Annotated in this window: 18 protein-coding genes and 1 tRNA gene; 11 read left to right on the plus strand and 8 right to left on the minus strand. The window is 66.7% G+C overall.

Annotated elements, in window-relative coordinates; all coding sequences use genetic code 11:
* Nucleotides 1-48: 48 nt before the first annotated feature.
* Nucleotides 49-2,796, plus strand: coding sequence for a glycosyl hydrolase 115 family protein (locus QZ670_RS15300; protein ID WP_294256867.1), 2,748 nt, complete (start codon nt 49-51; stop codon nt 2,794-2,796).
* On the opposite strand, the gene QZ670_RS15305 is transcribed toward QZ670_RS15300, so the two are convergent.
* Nucleotides 2,772-3,650, minus strand: coding sequence for a PEP-CTERM sorting domain-containing protein (locus tag QZ670_RS15305; RefSeq protein WP_294256869.1), 879 nt, complete (start codon nt 3,648-3,650; stop codon nt 2,772-2,774). The two genes, QZ670_RS15300 and QZ670_RS15305, sit on opposite strands and share 25 nt — an antisense overlap.
* A 93-nt stretch (nt 3,651-3,743) precedes the next feature.
* Between QZ670_RS15305 and dinB the strand changes: the two genes are divergently transcribed.
* The 3 genes from dinB (at nt 3,744) to QZ670_RS15320 (ending at nt 7,151) form a co-directional block, all read left to right on the plus strand.
* A complete protein-coding gene (gene dinB, locus QZ670_RS15310) occupies nt 3,744-4,829 on the plus strand; it encodes a DNA polymerase IV (protein WP_294257080.1) in 1,086 nt (361 codons plus the stop codon).
* A gap of 92 nt (nt 4,830-4,921) precedes the next feature.
* Nucleotides 4,922-5,863, plus strand: coding sequence for a YihY/virulence factor BrkB family protein (locus tag QZ670_RS15315; RefSeq protein ID WP_294256870.1), 942 nt, complete (start codon nt 4,922-4,924; stop codon nt 5,861-5,863).
* Nucleotides 5,864-6,032: 169 nt separating this feature from the next.
* On the plus strand, nt 6,033-7,151 hold the full coding sequence (locus QZ670_RS15320; RefSeq protein ID WP_294257082.1) for an MFS transporter: 1,119 nt from the start codon (nt 6,033-6,035) through the stop codon (nt 7,149-7,151).
* A 48-nt stretch (nt 7,152-7,199) separates the two neighbouring features.
* On the opposite strand, the gene QZ670_RS15325 is transcribed toward QZ670_RS15320, so the two are convergent.
* Complete coding sequence (locus tag QZ670_RS15325; protein ID WP_294256872.1) at nt 7,200-8,798, minus strand: lysine--tRNA ligase; 1,599 nt, start codon at nt 8,796-8,798, stop codon at nt 7,200-7,202.
* A gap of 263 nt (nt 8,799-9,061) precedes the next feature.
* Here QZ670_RS15325 and QZ670_RS15330 point away from each other — a divergent pair, with 263 nt between their 5' ends.
* Complete coding sequence (locus QZ670_RS15330; RefSeq protein WP_294256874.1) at nt 9,062-10,633, plus strand: PQQ-binding-like beta-propeller repeat protein; 1,572 nt, start codon at nt 9,062-9,064, stop codon at nt 10,631-10,633.
* A gap of 44 nt (nt 10,634-10,677) precedes the next feature.
* Here the strand turns inward: QZ670_RS15330 and QZ670_RS15335 are convergent, their stop codons facing one another.
* The 3 genes from QZ670_RS15335 to QZ670_RS15345 form a co-directional block, all read right to left on the minus strand.
* Nucleotides 10,678-12,534 (minus strand): ferrous iron transporter B, encoded by a 1,857-nt coding sequence (locus tag QZ670_RS15335; RefSeq protein ID WP_294256876.1) that lies wholly within the window; start codon nt 12,532-12,534, stop codon nt 10,678-10,680.
* Nucleotides 12,531-12,809 (minus strand): FeoA family protein, encoded by a 279-nt coding sequence (locus QZ670_RS15340; protein WP_294256878.1) that lies wholly within the window; start codon nt 12,807-12,809, stop codon nt 12,531-12,533. The genes QZ670_RS15335 and QZ670_RS15340 overlap by 4 nt, the downstream gene beginning before the upstream one ends.
* Before the next feature lie 286 nt (nt 12,810-13,095).
* On the minus strand, nt 13,096-13,899 hold the full coding sequence (locus QZ670_RS15345; RefSeq protein WP_294256880.1) for a DUF72 domain-containing protein: 804 nt from the start codon (nt 13,897-13,899) through the stop codon (nt 13,096-13,098).
* Nucleotides 13,900-13,962: 63 nt separating this feature from the next.
* Between QZ670_RS15345 and QZ670_RS15350 the strand changes: the two genes are divergently transcribed.
* Nucleotides 13,963-14,655 carry a FadR/GntR family transcriptional regulator gene (locus tag QZ670_RS15350; RefSeq protein WP_294256882.1) on the plus strand — a complete coding sequence of 231 codons (693 nt, stop codon included), beginning with the start codon at nt 13,963-13,965 and terminating at the stop codon, nt 14,653-14,655.
* 29 nt (nt 14,656-14,684) lie between these two features.
* Here the strand turns inward: QZ670_RS15350 and QZ670_RS15355 are convergent.
* Nucleotides 14,685-14,759 (minus strand) — tRNA-Gly (locus tag QZ670_RS15355).
* A 219-nt stretch (nt 14,760-14,978) separates the two neighbouring features.
* On the opposite strand from QZ670_RS15355, the gene QZ670_RS15360 reads away from it, so the two are divergent.
* From QZ670_RS15360 to QZ670_RS15375, 4 genes are all read left to right on the plus strand, one after another.
* Nucleotides 14,979-15,875, plus strand: coding sequence for a tetratricopeptide repeat protein (locus tag QZ670_RS15360; RefSeq protein WP_294257084.1), 897 nt, complete (start codon nt 14,979-14,981; stop codon nt 15,873-15,875).
* Nucleotides 15,872-16,480 (plus strand): LON peptidase substrate-binding domain-containing protein, encoded by a 609-nt coding sequence (locus QZ670_RS15365; protein WP_294256884.1) that lies wholly within the window; start codon nt 15,872-15,874, stop codon nt 16,478-16,480. Before QZ670_RS15360 ends, QZ670_RS15365 begins: the two co-directional genes overlap by 4 nt.
* A gap of 145 nt (nt 16,481-16,625) precedes the next feature.
* Nucleotides 16,626-16,964, plus strand: a complete 339-nt coding sequence (locus tag QZ670_RS15370; protein ID WP_010542740.1) for a P-II family nitrogen regulator — start codon at nt 16,626-16,628, stop codon at nt 16,962-16,964.
* Nucleotides 16,965-16,978: 14 nt separating this feature from the next.
* A complete protein-coding gene (locus tag QZ670_RS15375; RefSeq protein WP_294256888.1) occupies nt 16,979-18,406 on the plus strand; it encodes an ammonium transporter in 1,428 nt (475 codons plus the stop codon).
* 249 nt (nt 18,407-18,655) lie between these two features.
* Here QZ670_RS15375 and QZ670_RS15380 read toward each other — a convergent pair whose 3' ends face one another.
* Nucleotides 18,656-19,081, minus strand: coding sequence for a TIGR01244 family sulfur transferase (locus QZ670_RS15380; protein ID WP_294256890.1), 426 nt, complete (start codon nt 19,079-19,081; stop codon nt 18,656-18,658).
* A gap of 64 nt (nt 19,082-19,145) precedes the next feature.
* The gene (gene recQ / locus QZ670_RS15385; protein ID WP_294257086.1) at nt 19,146-20,915 is read right to left on the minus strand and encodes a DNA helicase RecQ; all 1,770 of its coding nucleotides are present in this window, start codon (nt 20,913-20,915) and stop codon (nt 19,146-19,148) included.
* A 111-nt stretch (nt 20,916-21,026) separates the two neighbouring features.
* Between recQ and QZ670_RS15390 the strand changes: the two genes are divergently transcribed.
* A complete protein-coding gene (locus QZ670_RS15390) occupies nt 21,027-21,539 on the plus strand; it encodes a GAF domain-containing protein (RefSeq protein WP_294256891.1) in 513 nt (170 codons plus the stop codon).
* Nucleotides 21,540-21,564 lie beyond the last annotated feature (25 nt).

The following is a 21,564-nucleotide window of genomic DNA, read 5'->3' on the forward strand; positions in this document are numbered from 1 at the left end:
TTGCTCAAAGGCATTCCCTTCCGCCGCTGCCCATGCTTCAACCGCGGCATGCGTCATCTCGCCCTGCCCGCTCTCCTCGCCCTTCCCCTCGCCGCGCACGCCCAGCAGGCGGTGCTGTTCGACGGCCGTACCACCGCGACCATCGTCCATGACGATGCGACCTCGGCGAAGCTCGCCGGCGAACTGCTCGCCCGCGACATCGGCAAGCGCGCGGGCAAGACGCCGCTGGTAGCAAGCGACCTTGCCGCCTGCGGCAAGCTCTGCGTCGTCATCGGCCAGAAGGACTCCGCCCTCGTCCGCGCCGTCGCCGCCGATACGAAGGTCAATCTCACCGCGCTGGACGGCCAGTGGGAACGCTATATCCGCGTCCTCGCTCCCTCGAAGCAGCACCCCGGCCGGTCCTACCTGCTGATCGCCGGCTCGGACCAACGCGGCGCGATCTGGGGCACGGTGGACCTCAGCCGCGCGATCGGCATCTCGGCCTGGGAATGGTGGGCGGACGTGGCGCCGCGCCATGCCGATCGGCTGGTGGTCGACGGCCGCCGCCTGCTCTCCGACGCGCCCTCGGTCCAGTATCGCGGCATCTTCCTCAACGACGAGGATTGGGGCCTCCAGCCCTGGGCGGCCAAGACCTATGAGCCCGAGACCGGCGATTTCGGCCCCAAGACCTACGCGAAGGTGTTCGAGCTGATGTGGCGGCTCAAGGCCAACCTGATCTGGCCGGCGATGCACGAGAGCACCAAGCCCTTCTACCAAATCCCCGGCAATGCCGAGATGGCGAAGGCGTACGGCATCGTCGTCGGCACCTCCCATGCCGAGCCGATGCTGCGCAACAACGTCCGCGAGTGGGACGAGAAGGCGGAGGGCCCCTTCAACTTCTTCACCAATCGCGACCGCATGGTCGACTATTGGCGCCGCCGGGTGGACGACGTGAAGGCGTATGAGAACGTCTATACGATCGGTCTGCGCGGCAAGCACGATTCCGCACTGGAGGGCGCCAAGAGCCCCGAACAGGCGCTCGCCGCCACCACCCAGGCGATCGACCTGCAGCGCGGGCTGCTCGCCACCGCGCAGGGCAAGCCGGCCGATCAGATCCCGCAGGTGCTGACCCTCTACAAGGAAGTGCTCGACGTCTATCGTAGCGGGCTGAAGGTGCCCGAAGACGTGACGCTCGTCTGGCCCGAGGACAATTACGGCTATCTCGGCCAGCTGCCCACCGCCGCCGAGCGCGCGCGGAAAGGAGGCTCCGGCCTCTACTATCACATCAGCTATTGGGGCCGGCCGCACGACTATCTGTGGCTCGCGACCACCCACCCCGCACTGATCCGCGAGCAGCTCGACCGCGCCTGGCAGACCGGCACGCGGAAACTCTGGGTCGTCAATGTCGGCGACATCAAGCCGGGCGAGGTGCTGACGAGCTATTTCCTCGATGTCGCCTTCGACGCCAAGCTTCTCAACAAGCCCGTGCGCGCGCAGCTCACCGACTGGGCCAGGGAGCAGTTCGGCGCGCAGGGCGCCCCCGTCGCCGACGTCCTCATGGACTATTATGACCTCGCCTGGGAGCGGAAGCCCGAGTTCATGGGCTTCAGCACCGTCGAGCCCGAAACCCCGATCCGCATCGGCGACTATGTCCGCTCGGGCGGGGACGAGGCACAGGCGCGGATCGCCCGCTACCAAACGCTGCTCGACAAGGCGGAAGCGCTGTCCGCAACCATGCCCGCCGACCGCCGCGACGCCTTCTTCCAGCTGGTGCTCTACCCCGTTCGGGGCGCGGCCAAGCTCAACGAGCGCAACCTCAAGCTCGATCTCGCCGCGCTGTACGCGCGTCAGGGGCGTGCCAGCGCCAATGCGCTCGCGGACCAGGCCCGCGCCGCGCACCAGATCATCGTCGCCGACACCGCCGCCTACAATGCCCAGAACGGCGGCAAGTGGCGCGGCATCATGGACATGGCCCCGCGCCAGCTCGCCGTCTTCGCCGAGCCGCCCTACCCCAAGATCGACCTCGCGCCCGCCGCCCCCTGCGGTGCCGATGCCCGCGCGCTCGCCTTCGCGCCCGGCAAGCCGGAAACGCGCACCATGACCGTCTATGGCAAGGGCGCGGTGAGCGACTGGAAGGTCGAAGGGCTGGAAGGCGTCGAACTCTCCGCCCGGTCGGGGAGGCTCGATGCGCGCAACGGCTACGAAATGCGCGTCGCCGTGAAGTATGACGGCAAGGGCGCCATCGCCGCGGGCAAGATCCGCTGCAACGGCGCGATGGTCTATCTGGAGCCGGTGCTGCAGCCCTTCCCCGCCGGCGATGCGACGCCCGAGGTCAACCACATCATCTCGCTCACCCCGGCCGACCTGAACCTCGCCGGTACGCCCTGGGAGCGGATCGCCGAACTAGGCTCGCGCGGCGCTGTGCTGCGCAGCAAGTTCGACCTGCCCTCCAGCGACAAGGCGGATGCCGCCGCTCCGCTCGTCCTGCCTTTCGTGCTGGGCAACAAGGGCGACGCCGAGCTGAAGGTGGTCGGCCTTCCGGTCCACGCCCTCACCTCCGCCAACAAGCTGCGCATCGGCGTGCGGGTGGATGGCGGCGCGATCACCGTGCTCGACTATGAGACCCATGGCCGCAGCGACGAGTGGAAGGCCAATGTCCTCTCCAACACCGCCGTGCGCACCCTCAAGCTGGGCCTGCTCGCCGCGGGCCCGCACCGGATCGAGGTCTTCGCGATGGACCCGGGCTTCCTGCTCGACCGGATCGATGTGCGCCTGGACGGCGCCCCCGATTATTACGGCGCGCCGCCGACCCGCTGAGCCGCGAGCTCGGCGGCGGCGACGTCGCGCAGCCGTCGGGCGACCTCGGGGTTGATCCCCAGATCCTCGGCGGCGCGCTCGCGCGGGCCCAGGCTGCGCGGATCGCGGCCGGTGATCGCGCCGAACTCGACCAGCGCTTCCAGATAATAGCCCTCGGCGCTGGCGTGATACTGGTCCCAGGTCCACAGGCTGAACTGGCCCCAGGCAATGCCGTCATAGGGATTGGCATCGGCGAACCCGTCGCGAATCGCGCGGTTCCAGGCGGTGCCGACCGGCAGCACGCCGTGGATGCCGTAACCCGGCGCCAGCCCCAGCCGGTTGGCCGCGAGCAGGTCTTCCGCCATTCGGTAGATCGACGACCCATGCCAATGGCCGCCCGGCCGATAGGTCTGGTCGGCACGCGACCAAGTCGCGACGAGATCCACCTGCGCCGCCGGATTGCGGGCGTGGAACAGCGCCGCCAGCTCGCGCGCCGCCGCGAGGTGCCGGGTGGGATCGCCGGGCCGCTCGGCATCGAGCGTGCTGAAGCCCTGCAGCACCACCACGTCCCAGCGCCGATCAATCAGCGTGCGGCGGTTGGCGAGGTGCCAGGCGAGATCCTTGCCGGGCGAGGTCTCCAGGCTCACCTGCCAGTCGAGCCCCGCTTCCACCGCGAAGGTACGGAACAGCGCTGGTACGCCGCCAATGCCCTCGCGGTTGAGGTCGTTCACCCGGTCGGGCCGGTAGCGCATCACCGGCGAATTGGCACCGAAGGTGAAGCTGTTGCCGACGAACAAAATCGTCTTCGCCGCCGCAGGCAGCGTCCAGAGGAGACAGGCGAGCAGGAGGGCGAGGCGGCGAGAAAACGTCTGCATGTCGCCTTCCTTAGCCGCCCGCATGCCGGTTTCACAATGACTTGGGTCGGAAACGCTGTTCCCTATTCGTTCATCCGGCGGTATATCGGCGCCATGGCCGCGCCGCCCACCCGGAAGATCCTGCATATCGACATGGATGCGTTCTACGCCTCGGTCGAGCAGCGCGACGATCCGAGCTTGCGCGGCAAGCCGGTGGCGGTGGGATCGGCGGCGGCGCGCGGCGTGGTCGCGGCGGCGAGCTACGAGGCGCGCACCTTCGGGGTGCGCTCGGCCCTCCCCTCGGTCACGGCGCTGCGGCGCTGCCCGGACCTGATCTTCGTGCGACCTCGCTTCGACGTGTACAAGGCGGTGTCGCAGCAGATCCACGCGATCTTTGCCGACTATACCGATCTGATCCAGCCGCTGTCGCTCGACGAAGCCTATCTCGACGTGACCGAGGATCGCCGTGGGCTCGGCACCGCCTGGGCGACCGCGAAGGAGATCCGCGCGCGCATCCTGGCGGAGACCGGCCTCACTGCCTCGGCCGGCGTGTCGTACAACAAGTTCCTCGCCAAGCTCGCCTCGGACCATCGCAAGCCCAATGGCCAGTTCGCGGTGACGCCCGAGATGGGCGCCGCCTGGGTGGAGACGCTGCCGGTGTCGCGCTTTCACGGCGTGGGGCCGGTCACCGCCGCCAAGATGCAGCGGCTGGGGATCGAGACGGGCGCGGATCTGCGCGCCAAGTCGCTCGACTTCCTCCAGCAGCATTTCGGCAGCAGCGCCGAATGGTATCACCAGATCGTCCGCGGGATCGACGAACGGCCGGTGAACCCCAATCGCGAGCGCAAGTCCTCGGGATCCGAAACCACCTTCAGCCGCGACCTGACCGAGGATGCCGAGATCGAGGCCGCGGTACTGGGCCAGGCCGACGATGTATGGGAATGGTGCGAACGCACCCAGGGCTTCGGTCGCACCGCCACGGTGAAGATCAAATATGCCGATTTCCAGATCATCACCCGCAGCCGCAGCCACACCGCCCCGATCACCAGCCGCGCGCAGCTCCACGCCGCGAGCATCGCGCTGCTGCGATCGGTGCTGCCGACGCCCAAGGGCATACGGCTGGTGGGCGTGACGGTCTCCAATTTCGAGCGCGGGCTGGCCGAGCCGCTGCCGCTGTTCGGCCATGCCGACATACCGTAACCGGCGCGATTTCAACACCCTCACCCTTTGGGAGCAAGGAACCCAGTCTGCGAGTCGCGCGCTTTCCCGCATCAACGAACAGGGGAAGCAGCATGGATCCGAAGGGGCGCGACGCGCACAGCCCGTGGACGATGCCATGGGCCGGATGGAAGTCCGTGCTGTGGCGCAGCTGGAACGAGGCGAGCGACGACAATATCGGGCTGATTGCCGCCGGCGTGGCGTTCTACGGCTTCCTCGCGCTGGTGCCGCTGCTCGGCGCGGTGGTGCTGAGCTACGGGCTGATCGCCGATCCGGTGACGGTGCTGCACGATGTACGCGCGCTCTCCACCATCCTGCCGCGCGACATCGCCGCGGTGGTGGGCGATCAGCTGCTCGGCCTGGTCCACAGCCCCGATGGCCAGAAGGGCTTCGGCATCCTGATCGCGCTCGCCATCGCGCTGTTCGGCGCGCGCAACGGCGCTGGCGCGATCATCGCCGCGCTCAACATCGCCTATGAGGAAAAGGAGAAGCGCAACTTCATTTGGGTGAACCTTACCGCCATCGCGATCACCTTCGGCGCGGTGGTCGCGGCAGTGCTCGCGGCGGGCGCGATGACTGTCCTTGGCGCACTCGATCACTTCCTGCCCTTCGCGCCCGACGCGCTGCTCGTGCTCGGCAAGATCGCCAGCCATGTGCTGCTGACGCTGGCCGGCGCCGCGGGGGCGGCGGCGCTCTATCGCTTCGGCCCGTCGCGGGCGAAGCCGCGCTGGACTTGGATCACGCCCGGATCGCTGCTCGCCGCGCTGCTCTGGCTGGGTCTCACGCTCGGCTTCGGCGCCTATGTCCGCTATATCGGGCGCTTCGATGCGACCTATGGCTCGCTAGGCGCGATTGTCGCCCTGCTCACCTGGCTGTACCTCTCGTCCTATGTGCTGCTGTTCGGCGCCGAGCTGAACTCGGAGCTGGAGCACCAGACGGCACACGACACCACCACCGGCGCGCCCCAGCCGCTCGGGCAGCGGCGCGCATGGGTGGCGGACAATGTCGCCGAGTAACCCTGCCGCAGCGCATTTTGCCAGCCATCCTTGATTGCGCGCAAAGCAGTTGCGGTTGCACGATTTCCGAATTGACGCTGCACTGCAGCAAACCCATCTGCCTGCGGTGCACGCTCCCGTTCAACGCTCCGCCGCCCGCTCGCCGGGCCTGGTTCACTTCGCGCTCGCCATGGGCGGCTTCGCGATCGGCACCACCGAATTCGCGACGATGAGCCTGGTGCCCTATTTCTCCAAGGGCCTCGGAATCGACGAGCCGACGGCCGGCCACGTGATAAGCGCCTATGCGCTGGGCGTGGTGGTCGGCGCCCCGCTGCTCGCGGTCGCGGCGGCGAAATGGTCGCGCCGCGCGCTGCTGATCGCGCTGATGGCGAGCTTCGCGCTGTTCAATGCGCTGAGCGCGCTCGCCCCAACCTATCACTGGATGCTGCTGTTTCGCTTCCTCAGCGGGCTGCCGCACGGTGCCTATTTCGGGATCGCGTCGCTCGTCGCCGCCTCGCTGGTGCCGAGCGACCAGCGCTCGCAGGCAGTCGGACGGATCATGCTGGGCTTGTCGGTAGCGACGGTCCTCGGGGTGCCGGCGGCCAACTGGCTGGGCCAGGCGGTGGGCTGGCGCTGGGGCTTCGCCATCGTGGCGGTATTGGCGCTGATCACCGTGCTGCTGGTGCTGTGGCTGGCGCCGGAGGATCGCCCGCAGCATGGCGCAAGCCCCCTGCGCGAACTTCGCGCGCTGGCAAACGGCCAGGTCTGGCTGACGCTGGGCGTGAGCGCGATCGGCTTCGGCGGGCTGTTCTGCGTCTACACCTATGTTGCCTCGACGCTGATGCACGTCACCGGCACCCCGCCCTGGGGCGTGCCGCTGGTGCTGGCGGTATTCGGCATGGGGATGATCGCGGGCAACATCGTCGTGCCGCGCTTCGCCGACCGCGCGCTGATGCCCACCGGGGCGGCGCTGCTGATCGCCAGTGCCATCGCGCTCTCGCTCTACCCGCTGGCGGCGCATTCGCTGCCGCTCGTGGCGCTCGACGTCTTCGCGATCGGCTTCGCCGGGGCACTGGGGCCGGTGCTGCAGACTCGCCTCATGGACGTGGCGGGCGAGGCCCAGGCGTTGGCCGCCGCGCTCAACCACTCGGCGTTCAACACCGCCAACGCGCTCGGCCCGTGGTTGGGCGGACTCGCGATCGCCGCCGGCTATGGCTGGACGTCGACGGGCTGGGTAGGCGCGCTGCTGGCGCTGGGCGGGTTGGCAATCCTGGGCGTCGCGGTGCTGGTCGACCGCAGGACCGCCTAGCCCGCCGCCGGGCCACCTCACCCCGACGGGGGAGGGTAGGCGCCGTTCTCAGCCTTCCGCCTTCGCCAGCGCTTCCGCGATCAGCTTGCGGCTGTTCGCGATGCCGTACAGCGCGATGAAGCTGCCCATGCGCGGGCCCTGTTCGGAGCCGAGCAGCGTTTCGTACAGCGCCTTGAACCAGTCGCGCAGATTCTCGAAACCGGCGGTCTTGCCGATCTCGTACACCTGGTCCTGGATTGCCTCGGCGGTCGCATCCGACGGCAGCGCGGCGAGTTCCGCGTCGAGCCGCTGCAGCGCCGCGATCTCCACGCCGACCGGTGCCCGCTTCTTGAGCGTGGGGGCGACGAAATCGCGGGCGTAGGCAAGGGCGTAGCCGATCAGACGGTCGAGCGCCGGATAGGTTTCGGGCGTCGCGTCGGGGACATAGTTGGTGAGGTAGCCCCAGACCTGCTCCTTCGTCGCTTCGCCCATCACCCCGACCAGGTTGAGCAGCAGCCCGAAGGTGACCGGCAGCGTCTCCGCCGGCGGCTCGCCATTGTGGATATGATGGACCGGGTTGCCCAGCCGCTGCTCGACCCCCTGACCCGCATAGTTGCCGCGGAACTGCCAATATTCGTCGATCGCGCGCGGGATTACGCCCAGGTGCAGCTGCTTGGCCTTTTTCGGCTCGCGATAGGCGTAGAAGGCGATGCTCTCCTCGGGGCCATAGGTCAGCCATTGCTCGAGGCTGAGGCCGTTGCCCTTGGACTTGGAGATCTTCTCGCCCTTTTCGTCGAGGAACATCTCGTAGTTGAAGCCCTCGGGCGGGCGGCCGCCGAGCACGCGCGCGATCTTGCCCGACTGGGTGACCGAGTCGATCAGGTCCTTGCCCGCCATCTCGTAGTCGACGTCCAGCGCCACCCAGCGCATCGCCCAGTCGACCTTCCACTGGAGCTTGGCCTTGCCGCCCAGCACCGACTGGACGATCCGCTCGCCCTCGTCCTCAAAGGCGATCAGGCCTGCCTCGGCATCGACCACTTCCACCGGCACCTGCAGCACGATGCCCGACTTGGGGCTGATCGGCAGGACGGGGGAGTAGGTCGCCTGGCGCTCGGCGCGGAGGGTCGGCAGCATCACGTCCATGATGCCCTGATAGTGGCGCAGCACCTTCTTCAGCGCCGCGTCAAAGCGGCCGCCGGTGTAATAGTCGGTCGAGGAGGCGAACTCGTATTCGAAGCCGAACTGGTCGAGGAATTCGCGCAGGCGGGCATTGTTGTGATGCGCGAAGCTCTCATATTTTTCGAACGGATCGGGCACCTGGGTCAGCGGCTTGCCGAGATGCTCGCGCAGCATTTCCTGGTTCGGCACATTGTCCGGCACCTTGCGCAGCCCGTCCATGTCGTCGCTGAACGCGATCAGCCGGGTGGGTACGTCGCACAGGCTCTCGAACGCGCGGCGGACCATGGTGGTGCGCAGCACTTCGTTGAACGTGCCGATGTGCGGCAGACCCGAGGGGCCATAGCCGGTCTCGAACAGCACATGGCCTTTCTCCGGCGCGCCACCCTCTGCGATCTGCGGATAGCGTTTGAGCAGCTTGCGCGCCTCTTCATAGGGCCAGGCCTTGGAGACGAGCGCGGCTGCGCGGAGTTCGGGGGTTACGGTGCTCATAATCGCGCGCGTGTAGCGAAGACTGCGCTGCGGAACCAGAGGCGCGTCCGCGTTGCCGTTTGCCGGATGCGCTGAACGCCGATCGTTTTGCAGGGATCCAGTGCGATCGATGCATATCGATGAGACGAAGAGTTCGACGATAGCTGTTGAGGAATACTACTTTCCACTAGCGACGCATCGGGTGACAATAGGTCGAAGCTGATGATACCCAGTAAAATGCGCAATCTATCGGCATTGAAGATCGTCTTGGGGGGTTATGGGGGATGCGACTGATTTTGATGGCCTTGTTGGTGATTATGGCGGCTGGCTGTTCGGGGGGCGGGACCACGGGGACTTCCACGCCGCCATCTGCACCGACGCCCATGCCGACACCGCCACCGCCGACACTCGAGGTTACGCTCACACCATCGGCGGCGCGACAGACCGCCTCGGAGAACAATTTCTCGACGAGCTTCACGGTCAGCGCCACCTTTAGCGGCACAAGCTCGGATCCGGTAATACCGGATCTGAATTTGGACCCTGCTGTCCTGACGCAGGATGGTGCAGTGGCGCAAAACGGGAATGTCTTCACCTACAAGTTGAAGACCGTTGCGGGATTGCAGCCGAAAGCTTACGCAAGCAGTGTCGGTTTCCGCCTCTGCCGCGAGGTCGCGTGCACGACTGTCTATCCGGGATCGAGCAAGAGCTTCGTCTATTCCCTGAACGTCGATCTTCTCGACTGGACCACCCTCCAGCGCAACGCCGCACATAACGGCTATGTGCATGCCGCCTTCGACCCGGCGGTCTTTGTGAAGAAGTGGGTTTGGTCCCAAGACGCTGCAGTTGCCTTTGAACCGGTCGTCGCTCGAAAAGGATCGGTATTCGTAACCGTGAAACAGTCGACCGGGCGGCCCGTCGTTCACGAGATCGAAGGCACCAACGGCTTGCCTGGCTGGGCTACCTCTCCCGGCGACATCCGGAATGCGAGCGCCCCCGTGCTCGTCGGAAATTATCTAGCAGTAAACAGCATATCTTCCGACCTTAGTACCAAACGGACGTCGATCTTGGATGCCGTCACAGGAGGCTTCTTGAAAGAGTTTCGGTTCGCCTCACAAGTGGATTATCTCTCGCAGCCTGCGGGGATAGGCAACGAGCTATACTTTGCGGCAGGCGCTATTCGAAATGTCCTATACGGCTATAACGTGTCGCCATTTCAAGAAAGATGGATCGCCGGGGGGAGCGATTACCAGGCCCGAGACGGCGAATCGCCTGCTATAGACGATAAGTATGTTTACTATTATTCCGATAGCCTAGAGGTTTTTGATCGCGCTAGTGGTAGCCTGGTAAAACGTATTGCTGACATGAGGAACTTCGCACACCCCTATGGCTATTATTTTTCACCCATATTGGGTTCAACCAATAACGTGATCGCCGCCTCCGGTTCCCGAAGCAATGCGTCGGTGTCGATCCCGCTGAACAACTTTGATGTTGCGGCGGGTACCATTCGTTGGCGCAGCGCGCGCAACTATAGCAACGTGCCTGCGCTTGCCAAAGGTGTGCTCTACGCCCCCAGCAATGAAAACCATCAGCTCGACGCGCTGAGCGAACTGACCGGCACCGTGCTATGGTCTTGGTCGCCGCCGACTCCCCAAGAGACCTTCATCGGGAATGTCATCGTCACCGATACGCTCCTGTTCGTCAGCACGACCGCCAAGACTTACGCGATCGCGCTGGACGGCGCCCATGACGTAAAATGGTCTGCGCCAGAGGTCGGCCAGTTGGCGATCATTCCCGATGGGAAACTAGTAATAGTCCCCGAGAAGGGAACCAAGATCACCGCCTACACGCTGCAGTGATCCGACCCCGGGAGGCACCCCTCGGGGTACCTCCCGGCGGAGGCCTACATTCCCAAGCCCACCGCGCTCCAATAGGTGAGCCCCGCGGCGACATAGGCGAGCGCGAACAGATAGCCGATCATGAAGGCCGGCCATTTCCAGCCATTGGTCTCGCGCCGCGTCACCGCAATCGTCGAGATGCATTGCGGCGCGAAGACGAACCACATCAGGAAGGCGAGCGCGCTTGGCAGGCTCCAATGCTTCTGGAGCTGCTCGCGGATTGACTCCTCCCCTGACGCGTCGTCGGGATTGTCGACCGCATAGACGGTGCCGATCGCCGCGACCGCCACTTCCCGCGCCGCCATCGCCGGGATCACCGCCAGGGCCATGTCGCGGTTGAAGCCGATCGGCGCCACGATCTTCTCGAGCCCGCTGCCGATCCGCCCGGCGATCGAGTAATCGACCTTGGAGATGCCGCTGCCCTCGGGCGGCTTGGGGAAGCTGAGCAGCGCCCAGAGGATCACCGTCGTGTACAGGATGATCGTGCCGGCGCGCTTGAGGAAGATCAGCGCGCGCTGCCAGAGCCCGAGCAGCACGTCGCGCGCGCTCGGCCACTGATATTTGGGCATTTCCATCATGAAGCCCGAGGTCGCGCCCTTGGTGACCGTCCGCCGCAGCACCAGCGCAACGACAAAGGCACCGAGGATGCCGAGAATATAGAGCCCGAACAGCACCAGCCCCTGCAGACCGACGCCGGGCAGCACCGCGCGATCGGGGATCAGCGCGCCGATGATGATGGTGTAGACCGGCAGCCGCGCCGAACAGGTCATCAGCGGCGCGATCAGGATGGTGGTCAGCCGGTCCTTCTCGTCGGAGATGGTGCGCGTCGCCATGATCCCCGGCACCGCGCAGGCGAAGCTGGAAAGGAGCGGGATGAAGGCACGGCCCGAAAGCCCGACGCTCGCCATCACCCGGTCCATCAGGAAGGCGGCGCGGACCATGTAGCCGGTCGCCTCCAGCACCAGGATGAAGGCGAACAGGATCAGGATCTGCGGGAGAAAGACGATCACTGCGCCGACGCCCGCGATGACACCGTCGACGATCAGCGAGCGGAACACGCCGTCGGGCAGCGCGGTGCCGACTTCGGCGCCGAGCCACTTCATCCCGTCCTCGATCCAGCCGATCGGCACCTGCGACCAGGCGAACACTGCCTGGAACATCAGGAACATCGTGCCGAGCAGGATCAGCGGCCCCGCCACATGGTGGAGGAACAGCGCGTCGAGCCGGTGCGTCCAGCGCCGCGCGGCGGTTTCGGAGACGGTGACGGCGGTGGCGATCTGGCGGGCGCGGCGCTGGAGCAGGACGATATCGTGCTGCACGCCGGACGAGGGACGAATCCTGGTCACGCCCTTCACCATCTCGCCCATCCGCTCCTTGAGCGCATCCAGCCCGCGGCGGCGCACCGCTACGGTGGCGACGACGGGCACGCCGAGCTCGCGCTCCAGCGCTTTCGGATCGAGCTTGAGGCCATCGCGCTCCGCGAGATCGACCATGTTGAGCGCGACGATGATGGGGAGCCCCAGCGCGATCAGCTGGAGGGTAAAGCGGAGATGGTTGTCGAGGTTGGATGCGTCGACCACGGTGAGGATCGCGTCGGGCAGCCGCTCGCCCTGCTGGCGGCCGAGCAGCACGTCGCGCGTCACCTGCTCGTCGGGGCTGCCGGGATCGAGGCTATAGGCGCCGGGCAGGTCGACCAGCTCGATCGGGCGGCCATCGGGCAACGCCATCCGGCCCGAATGGCGCTCGACCGTGACGCCGGGATAATTGCCGACCTTCTGCCGCGCGCCGGTGAGCGCATTGAACAGCGCGCTCTTGCCGGCATTGGGATTGCCGACCAGCGCAACCAATGGCGTGGTGTTCATGCCTGTTTGGCCAGCGGCGTCACATGAATCGCGGCGGCGACATGACGGCGGAGCGCCACGGTCATGCGGCCGATGCGGCAGGCGAGGGGACCACCGAACAGGCCCGAGCGGTGGAGAAGCTCGACTTCCACCCCTTCATCCAGCCCCAGCTCGCGCAGGCGGCGTGCCTCGGGTTCGGCGAGCCGATCCCATTCGACTCCGGCAACGGTGCCGGGGGCATGGCGATGCAGCTGGGCGAGGCGTACGGGCAAGGGAATCGCGGCGGGGGCGTTCATGCTGCGAGTGATTATCAATTACCCACGCGCTTGGCTAGGCCTTGAACGACATGCGGACAGGCCCGACATCGGGGGCAGGGCGCGGCGTGCGGTGTCTCGCCACCGCGCCCTGTGCGTCCTTATTGATAGCCGCCTTCTTCCTCGCGTTCCTCGGCGGCGTCCTTCTGCGCCTCTTCCATCGCTTCGGCTTCGTCGTCCTGCGGCTTCTGCTGTTCGGGATCTTGAGTCATGCTGGCCTCCTGGGTTGCCGGGACTCAACGAAGCGCCGCCGCAAAGGGTTCGAGGTTCAGCCGAGGCGGCGGATGAACGCTTGGGCACCTGCCGGAGCCCGTACCTTGCCGCCATGGATGAAGAAGACGAAGGTCTCGCGGGGCTGCACCGGCGCGGGCTCGGGCGCGAAGGTCGGCACCCCCTCGGGCTGGCCGCCCGCCGCCCAGATCTTGGCCGCGTCCACCCAGCGCGGCAACTCGGCCTCGGGGTAGCAGAAGGGGTTGTCGTCCTCGCCCGCCTCCAGCCGGGCATAAACGAAGTCGCCGCTCACGTCGGCGATCGCCGGATATTGCGGCGAATCGGCGAAGACGATTGCCACGCCCGCCGCACGGCACAGCGCGACGAATTCGGGCGTGTGAAAGCTGTCGTGCCGCACCTGCACCGCGTGGCGCAGCGTCACGCCGTCCTGCTCGGCGGGAAGCAGCTTGAGGAACGCGCCGAAATCCTCGGCATCGAACTTCTTGGTCGCCATGAACTGCCAGAAGATCGGGCCGAGCTTGTCGCCCAGTTCGGTCAGCCCCTGCCCGCAGAAGCGCGCGATCGATTCGCCCGCCTCGGCCAGCACCTTGCGGTTGGTGACGAAGCGCGAGCCCTTCACCGTGTAGACAAAGCCCTCCGGCGCCGCCGCGGCCCAGCCCGCGAAGCTCGCCGGCTTGAAGGTGGAATAATAGGTGCCGTTGATCTCGATCGCGGTGAGCGCCTTCGCGGCATATTCCAGCTCGCGCTTCTGCGGCAGCTTGTCCGGATAGAAGGTGCCGCGCCACGGCTCGAAGGTCCAGCCGCCGATGCCGACGCGGATGGGGGCAGGGGTGGCGGACATCGGCTTCTCCTAAGACCATGGCACGACTCGCCATTTCCAATCGGCTTAGTATCGTGGCGCATCATGCTGCGAAACCACGCACCCGCCGACCAGCGCCTCGCCGACCAGGCCTATTCGCGCATCGTCGAAATCATCCTGGGCGGGCTCAACGTCGGCGATCGGCTCCCAGCCGAATCGCGACTGGCGGAAAGCTTCGGCATGTCGCGCACCGTGGTGCGCGAGGCGCTGGTGCGGCTGGCGGCCGACGGCATCACCGAAGCGCGCCGCGGGGCGGGCTCCTATGTGATGCGCCGGCCGTCGCTGCGACTGGGCGCGCACATGGCGTTCGACGAGCTTTCGGCGACGCTCGGCACCTATGAAGTGCGATTCGCGCTCGAATCGGAAGCGGCGCGCCTGGCGGCGCGCCGGCGCTCACCCGAGCAGCTGGCAGAGATCGAATCGGCGTTGGCCGATCTGCGCAGGGCGTTGCTCTCCAGCGACCCCGCGCATGACGAGGATTGGCGGCTGCACCGGGCGATCTTTCGCGCCACCTCGAATCCCGCCTTCGAGAAGGCGTTCGAGCATCTCCACGAGGAAACGATGCGAATCATGCGTGCCGGTGTCGATATCGCCCGGCTGCGCGAAGCCGAGCCGATCGCGGCGATGGTGCGCGAACATGCGACGATCGTCGAGGCGATCCGCGCACAGGATGCGGACGGCGCGGCGCTCGCGATGCGATGGCATTTGTCGGAGGGGAGAAAACGGCTGATGCCGTGAGATCGACAGTGCAGTCGCTGGTTGGCGACTGGAGCGGGCGAAGGGATTCGAACCCTCGACCCCAACCTTGGCAAGGTTGTGCTCTACCCCTGAGCTACGCCCGCTCTGGCGTCGTGGCCGGGAGCGTTTCGAAGCGCTCTCGGCGGGTGAGGCGGGCCAACTAACAGCGGGTTTCAGAGTGCGCAACCCCCCTTTTGCACTTTTTGGAAAAGACTTGGCGGTTCGGCCCCGAACGCCCAAATAGGAGCCGACCCGCCCACGCGCCCGTCCGAGGCGCCGGCACCCGCAGTTCGCTGAAGGAGCGCATTTTGGCCACGCTTGGTTTGAGCCCCGCCGACAAACAGGCGGTCGACGCCTTCCGCAAGGACGTCGTCGAGCCGTCGATGTCGAAGCTCGTCATCATCGATTTTTGGGCGGAATGGTGCGGGCCGTGCAAGGCGCTGGGCCCGGTGATCGAGAAGGTCACCGACGAATATGCCGCCAAGGGCGTGATGCTGGCCAAGATCGACGTCGACAAGAACAACTTCATCGCCAGCCAATTCCAGGTCCGCTCGATCCCGACGGTCTATGCGATGTTCCAGGGCCAGCTGGTCGCCGACCTGACCAGCGCGCGCACCGAATCGCAGCTGCGCACGATGCTCGACCAGATTCTCCGCCAGCTGCCGATCAGCGGCGAGGAAGCGGATGTCGAAGCCGAGCTCGAGCCGCTGATCGCGATGGGCGAGCAGGTGCTGGCCGACGGCGATGCCGAGCGCGCGCTCGCGATTTTCGATCAGATCGCCGAAATGGCACCCGATCACGCCGTGGTCGCCGCCGGTCGCGTCCGGGCGCTGACCGCGCTGGGCCGCCACGACGAAGCGCAGGCGGCGCTTGATGCGATCCAGGGCGATGCCGCCAAGGCCCCCGAAGTCGAGCGCGCCCGCGCCGCGCTGAGCCTCGCCCGCGAAGCCCAGCCGGTCGGCGATCTCGCCGGGCTCGCCGCGCGGGCGGCGGCGAATCCCGAGGACATGGACGTTCGCTACGAGCTCGCCGGCGGCCAGATGGCGGCAGGCGACCGCGAGGGCGCGGCCGAGACCCTGCTCGCCATGGTCCGCGATGATCGCGCCTGGAACGAAGGTGCCGCGCGCCAGCGGCTGCTCAAGCTGTTCGAGGTCGTGGGTCTCGAAGACCCCTGGGTCGCCGCCCAGCGTCGCAAGCTGTCGCAGATCCTGTTCGGATGAAGACGACGCGGCTCTCGGTGTTTCCGCTGGCGGGTGCGCTGCTGTTCCCACGCATGCACCTGCCGCTCCACATCTTCGAGCCGCGCTACCGCGCGATGGTCTCCGAGGCGCTCGCGCGCGACCGGCGGATCGGCATGGTCCAGCCGCGCGATGACAAGGATCCGCCGACCCTGTTCGATGTCGGCTGCGTCGGCCGGATCGCCGATGTCGAAGCCCTCGACGACGGGCGCTTCAACATCGTGCTGGAGGGACTGAGCCGCTTCACCATCGTCCGCGAACTGGAGGTGAGCACCCCGTTCCGCCAGGTCGAGGCGGCGCTGGAAGTGGCGGGCGACTCCGAATCGCTGTCGCTCGCCGGCCGCGCCTCGATCGAGATGGAGTCGCGCCGCTTCGCCGATGGCCTCGGCTATATGGTCGATTGGGAAGCGGTGACCCGGCTCGACGACGAATCGCTGGTCAACGGCATCGCCCAGATCGCGCCGTTCGACGCTGCGTCGAAGCAGGCGCTGCTCGAAGCCCCCCGGCTGGAGGACCGCGCCGAGCTGATCGTCCAGCTGATGCAGTTCTTCGGCCGCCACGGCGAGGACAGCGCGACGCTGCAATGATCTGCCCGTTTTTCGGGCAGTCGCGCGTCGCAAAATTCACCAGTTCGTAATATTTGGCGGCACGAAACGCACATCCCCTCTGTGCGTTCCATTTGGCACGCCCCTTGCGAAGTTGTTCCCCGGGACAACCGCCAGAGGGGGCGACATGAAGCTCATCATCGCCATCATCAAACCCTTCAAGCTCGACGAGGTGCGCGAGGCGCTCACCACCGTCGGGGTGACGGGCATGACCGTTACCGAAGTGAAGGGGTTCGGCCGCCAGAAGGGCCAGACCGAGATCTATCGCGGCGCCGAGTACAGCACGAACATGGTGCCGAAGATCAAGATCGAGGTCGCCGTGGGCAGCGATCTTGCCGACCGCGCCGTGGAGGCGATCCAGGCGGCGGCGAGCACCGGCGCGATCGGCGACGGCAAGATCTTCGTCCTCGACATGGGCCAGGCCGTGCGCATCCGCACCGGCGAGACCGACGAGACGGCGCTGTGAGCAAGGGGGTAGCAATGAAGCAAGGATGGAAGACCGCCGGGCTCGCGCTCGGCGCGGCCGCGGTCGTCGCGGCGATGCCCGCCTGGGCACAGACACCGGCACTGATCAAGGCGCCCAGCGCCGTCCAGCAGGCAGCGATGGTGAACAAGGGCGACACCGCCTGGATGCTGATCTCCTCGGCACTGGTGCTGATGATGTCGGTGCCGGCGCTGGCGCTGTTCTATGGCGGCCTGGTCCGCACCAAGAACATGCTCTCGGTGCTGATGCAGGTGTTCATGATCGTCTCGGTCGCCTCGCTGGTGTGGGTCAGCTGGGGCTATTCGATCGCGTTCACCAGCGGCGGCGAGAACCACTTCTTCGGCGGCCTGTCCAAGGCGTTCCTGGTCGGCGTGAGCGCGAGCACCTATGCCGCGACCTTCTCGAACAACGTCTATATTCCCGAATTCGCCTTCGTCTGCTTCCAGATGACCTTCGCCTGCATCACGCCGGCGCTGATCGTCGGTGCCTTTGCCGAGCGGGTGAAGTTCACCCCGCTGATCATCTTCACCGTGCTGTGGATGACGCTGGCCTATTTCCCGATCGCGCACATGGTCTGGTACTGGGCGGGTCCGGACTTCCTGGTCGACACGCCGACCGACTATGGCTTCCTGTGGGGCAAGGGCGCGCTCGATTTCGCGGGCGGTACCGTGGTCCACATCAATGCGGGTATCGCCGGCCTGGTCGGCTGCCTCGTGATCGGCAAGCGCGTGGGCTTCAAGAGCGAGCCGATGCCGCCGCACTCGCTGACCATGACCATGATCGGCGCCTCGCTGCTATGGGTGGGCTGGTTCGGCTTCAACGCCGGTTCCAACCTCGAATCGAACGGTGTGACTGCGGTCGCCTTCATCAACACCTTCGTCGCCACCGCCGCTGCCGCGGTGAGCTGGGCGGTGATCGAGCAGGTCGTGCACAAGAAGCCGTCGCTGCTGGGCGGCGTGACCGGTGCGGTCGCCGGCCTCGTCGCGATCACCCCGGCCTCGGGCTATGCCGCGCCGATGACCTCGATCGTGCTCGGCCTGGTCGTCTCGCCGATCTGCTTCTTCTTCGTCACCACGGTGAAGAACAAGCTCAAGTATGACGACTCGCTCGACGTGTTCGGCGTGCATTGCGTCGGCGGCATCATCGGCGCGCTCGGCACCGCGATCGTCGCCAACCCGGCGCTCGGCGGGCAGGGCATCATCGACTACACCAAGTTCCCGGCGGTCGCGGCACCCAGCTACGACACGGCGGCGCAGCTGCTGATCCAGGCCGAAGCGGTGGGCATCACCCTCTTCTGGTCGGGCCTGGTCTCGGCGATCCTGTTCTACGGCCTGAAGCTCACCATCGGCATCCGTCCTTCCAAGGAAGTGGAAGTCGAAGGGCTCGACATCAACGAGCATGGCGAGCGCGCCTACAACTACTGACAAGTTCGGGCGCCGCGGGATCCTCTCCTGCCGCGGCGCCCCACCGAGGTTCCTCCTGCGGACGACTGGGCTGGTGGGCAACCACCAGCCCATTTTTTGTGCCTTTGGGGTTGAGCGAGGTCCGCCGCTCGAAGCAGGCGTTCCCCTCCCGCTTGCGGGAGGGGCTAGGGGAGGGGCTGGAGCGTCATAGGCGCTACTTCCTCCCCCGACCCCTCCCGCAAGCGGGAGGGGAGCGATAGAGTGGAAGACTTACTTCCCCGCCAGTTGCTCCAGCGCCGGGCGGATGCCGGAAAGGTCGTACCCCGCGCCTGCACCCTTTTCGACCAGTTCGTCCGGCTCGCCACCCTTGTACGCCGTGGCGAGCGCCCAGAGGTTGCACGAGCGGGTGCCCGAGCGGCAATAGGCCAGCACCGGTCCCTGAACCGAGCCCAGCGCCTCGGCCATCGCCTCGACCTGCGCCATCGAGAAGCCGCCCGGCGTCACCGGGATCTCGGTATAGCCCAGCCCCGCCGCCTCGGCCGCCTCGGCAATCTGCGCACCCGTCGGCTGGCCGAACTCCTCGCCCTCGGGGCGGTTGTTGATGATGTGCACGAACCCGGCCGCGGCGAGCGCCGGCACGTCCTCGGGACGGATCTGCGGGGCCACCGAGATGCGGTCGTCGATCTTGTTGGGCATGGCAGGTCCTTCTTCTGATTCCAGCGCGAGGCTGTAGCGCGCCCGCCAAGCGGGCGGAAGCCGATCAGAATTGGCGAAGGACGTTCAGGAACTCCTGCCCATAGGCATCGAGCTTGCGCGCGCCGACGCCCGAGAGCTGTCCCATCTCCGCCAGCGACGAGGGCCGCACCATCGCCATGTCGCGCAGCACCGAATCATGGAAGATCACATAGGGAGGAAGGCCCGTCTCCTGCGCGATTTCGCGGCGCTTGGCCCGCAGCGCCTCGAACAGCGGATTGCCCACCGGGTTCGGCACCGAGCCCTTGGCCCCGCGGCGACGCCGCTCGCGCTTGGGCGGCAGGACCAGCTCCAGCTTCGCCTCGCCCTTGAGGATCGCGCGCGCCTCGGGCCCGAATTCCAGTCCGCCATGCTCGTTGGTGCGCAAGGCATCCCGCAGCAGCAGCGCGCGCGACACGGGCTTCAGCATCGCCACTTCGTCGCCGTCGACGATACCAAACACCGAGAGCTTCTCGTGCCCGTTCATCAGGCTGCGCTCGGTCGACACGCCGGTCAGGATGCCCTCGATATAGCCGATGCCGTAGAGCATGCCGGTGCGAAACACCGCCGAGAGAAATTTCTGCGCGGTCACGCTGACGTCGATCGCCGCCGGGGGATTGAGGCAGTTGTCGCAATTGCCGCAGGTCTCCGGCGCGTCCTCGCCGAAATGCTTGAGCAGAATGCGGCGACGGCACCCCGCCGTTTCGACCAGCGCGCCGAGGGCGGTCAGCCGCGCGCGCTCGCCGGGCTGGCGCGACGGCTCCACCTCGCCGATCCGCTGGCGGGCACGGGCGAAATCATCGGCGCCCCAGAACAGGTGCGCGACCGAGGGATCGCCGTCACGGCCGGCGCGGCCGGTTTCCTGATAATAGGCCTCGATCGACTTGGGCAGCCCGGCATGGGCAACGAAGCGCACGTCGGGCTTGTCGATCCCCATGCCGAACGCGACGGTCGCGACCACCACCATGTCCTCGCTGGCGACGAACTGCGCCTGGTTGCGGCGGCGCACCTCGGGATCGAGCCCGGCGTGATAAGGGAGCACCGGCCGCCCGGTCTCCGCCGCGAGCTTCTCGGCGAGCTGCTCCACGCCCTTGCGGGTCTGGGCATAGACGATGCCGGGGCCGGGATTTTCGGCGACGATGTCGATGATCTGCCGCGTCGTGTTTTCGCGCGGCATGATGTGGTAGCGGATGTTCGGCCGGTCGAAACCGGCGACGATCAGCCCGTCTTCCGGAATGCCCAGCTGTTCGAGGATGTCGGCACGGGTATGGGCGTCTGCCGTAGCGGTGAGCGCGAGGCGCGGCACGTCGGGGAAGCGATCGAGCAGCGGACGCAGCAGCCGGTAATCGGGGCGGAAATCATGCCCCCATTCGGACACGCAATGCGCTTCGTCGATCGCGAACAGGCTGAGCGGCGCCTGGGAGAGGAGGTTGCGGAAGCCCTCGCCCGAGGCGCGTTCGGGCGCGATGTAGAGCAGGTCGAGCTGGCCGGCCCGGAACCGCTCGATGGTCTCGGCGCGATTGTCGTCGACCGAGGTGAGCGTGGCGGCGCGGATGCCCACGGCTTCGGCCGCACGCAGCTGGTCGTGCATCAGCGCGATCAGCGGGCTGACGACGACGCAGGTCCCCTCCAGCATCACCGAGGGCAGCTGATAGGTCAGCGACTTGCCGGCGCCGGTGGGCATCACCGCCAGCGTGCGCTGCCCCGCCATGACGCGGTCGACCACCGTGCCCTGCACCCCGCGAAAGGCGTCATAGCCGAAAACCCGGCGGAGATGTTCAATGGGGTCGGGACGCATGGCTGCCATCAGACTGCCCGGCACATGCTTGCACTGTCGAGCAAATGTTAACTTCTCGCTCGGTATTAGACCGAATGTGCCGGGGGGCGCAAACGCAGGAAGGTGAAAACGATGCCACTCGAGCCCTCGGACGAATCCGAACGCGTCGCGGAGCTGAAAGGCTATGGCGTGCTCGATACCCCCAACGAGGCCGAGTTCGACGCTATCGTCCGCGAGGCTGCGGCTGCGCTGGGCGTGCCGATCGCGCTGATCTCGCTGATCGACGAGAACCGGCAATGGTTCAAGGCGCGGGTCGGCCTGCAGCCGCAGGAGACGCCGCGCTCGATCTCCTTCTGCACCCACGCCATCCGCGGACCCGACGTGTTCGTGGTCAACGACGCGCAGGCCGATCCGCGCTTCGCCGAGAATCCGCTGGTCACCGGTGATCCCAATATCCGCTTCTACGCCGGCGCGCCCCTGCGCACCGCCAGCGGCAAGCGGATCGGGACCTTGTGCGTGATCGACAGCACCGCGCGCCCGCAGCTCACCGAGCAGGATACCGCGCGTCTCACGCTCCTCGCCGAGAAGACGATGGAAGCGCTCGAGCGCCGCCGCCAGCGGCTGAATGCTGCCGACGCGGCCTGAACCGAAACGAACACCCACAGTTTTC

Source organism: uncultured Sphingomonas sp., assembly GCF_913774285.1.
Classification (GTDB): Bacteria; Pseudomonadota; Alphaproteobacteria; order Sphingomonadales; family Sphingomonadaceae; genus Sphingomonas.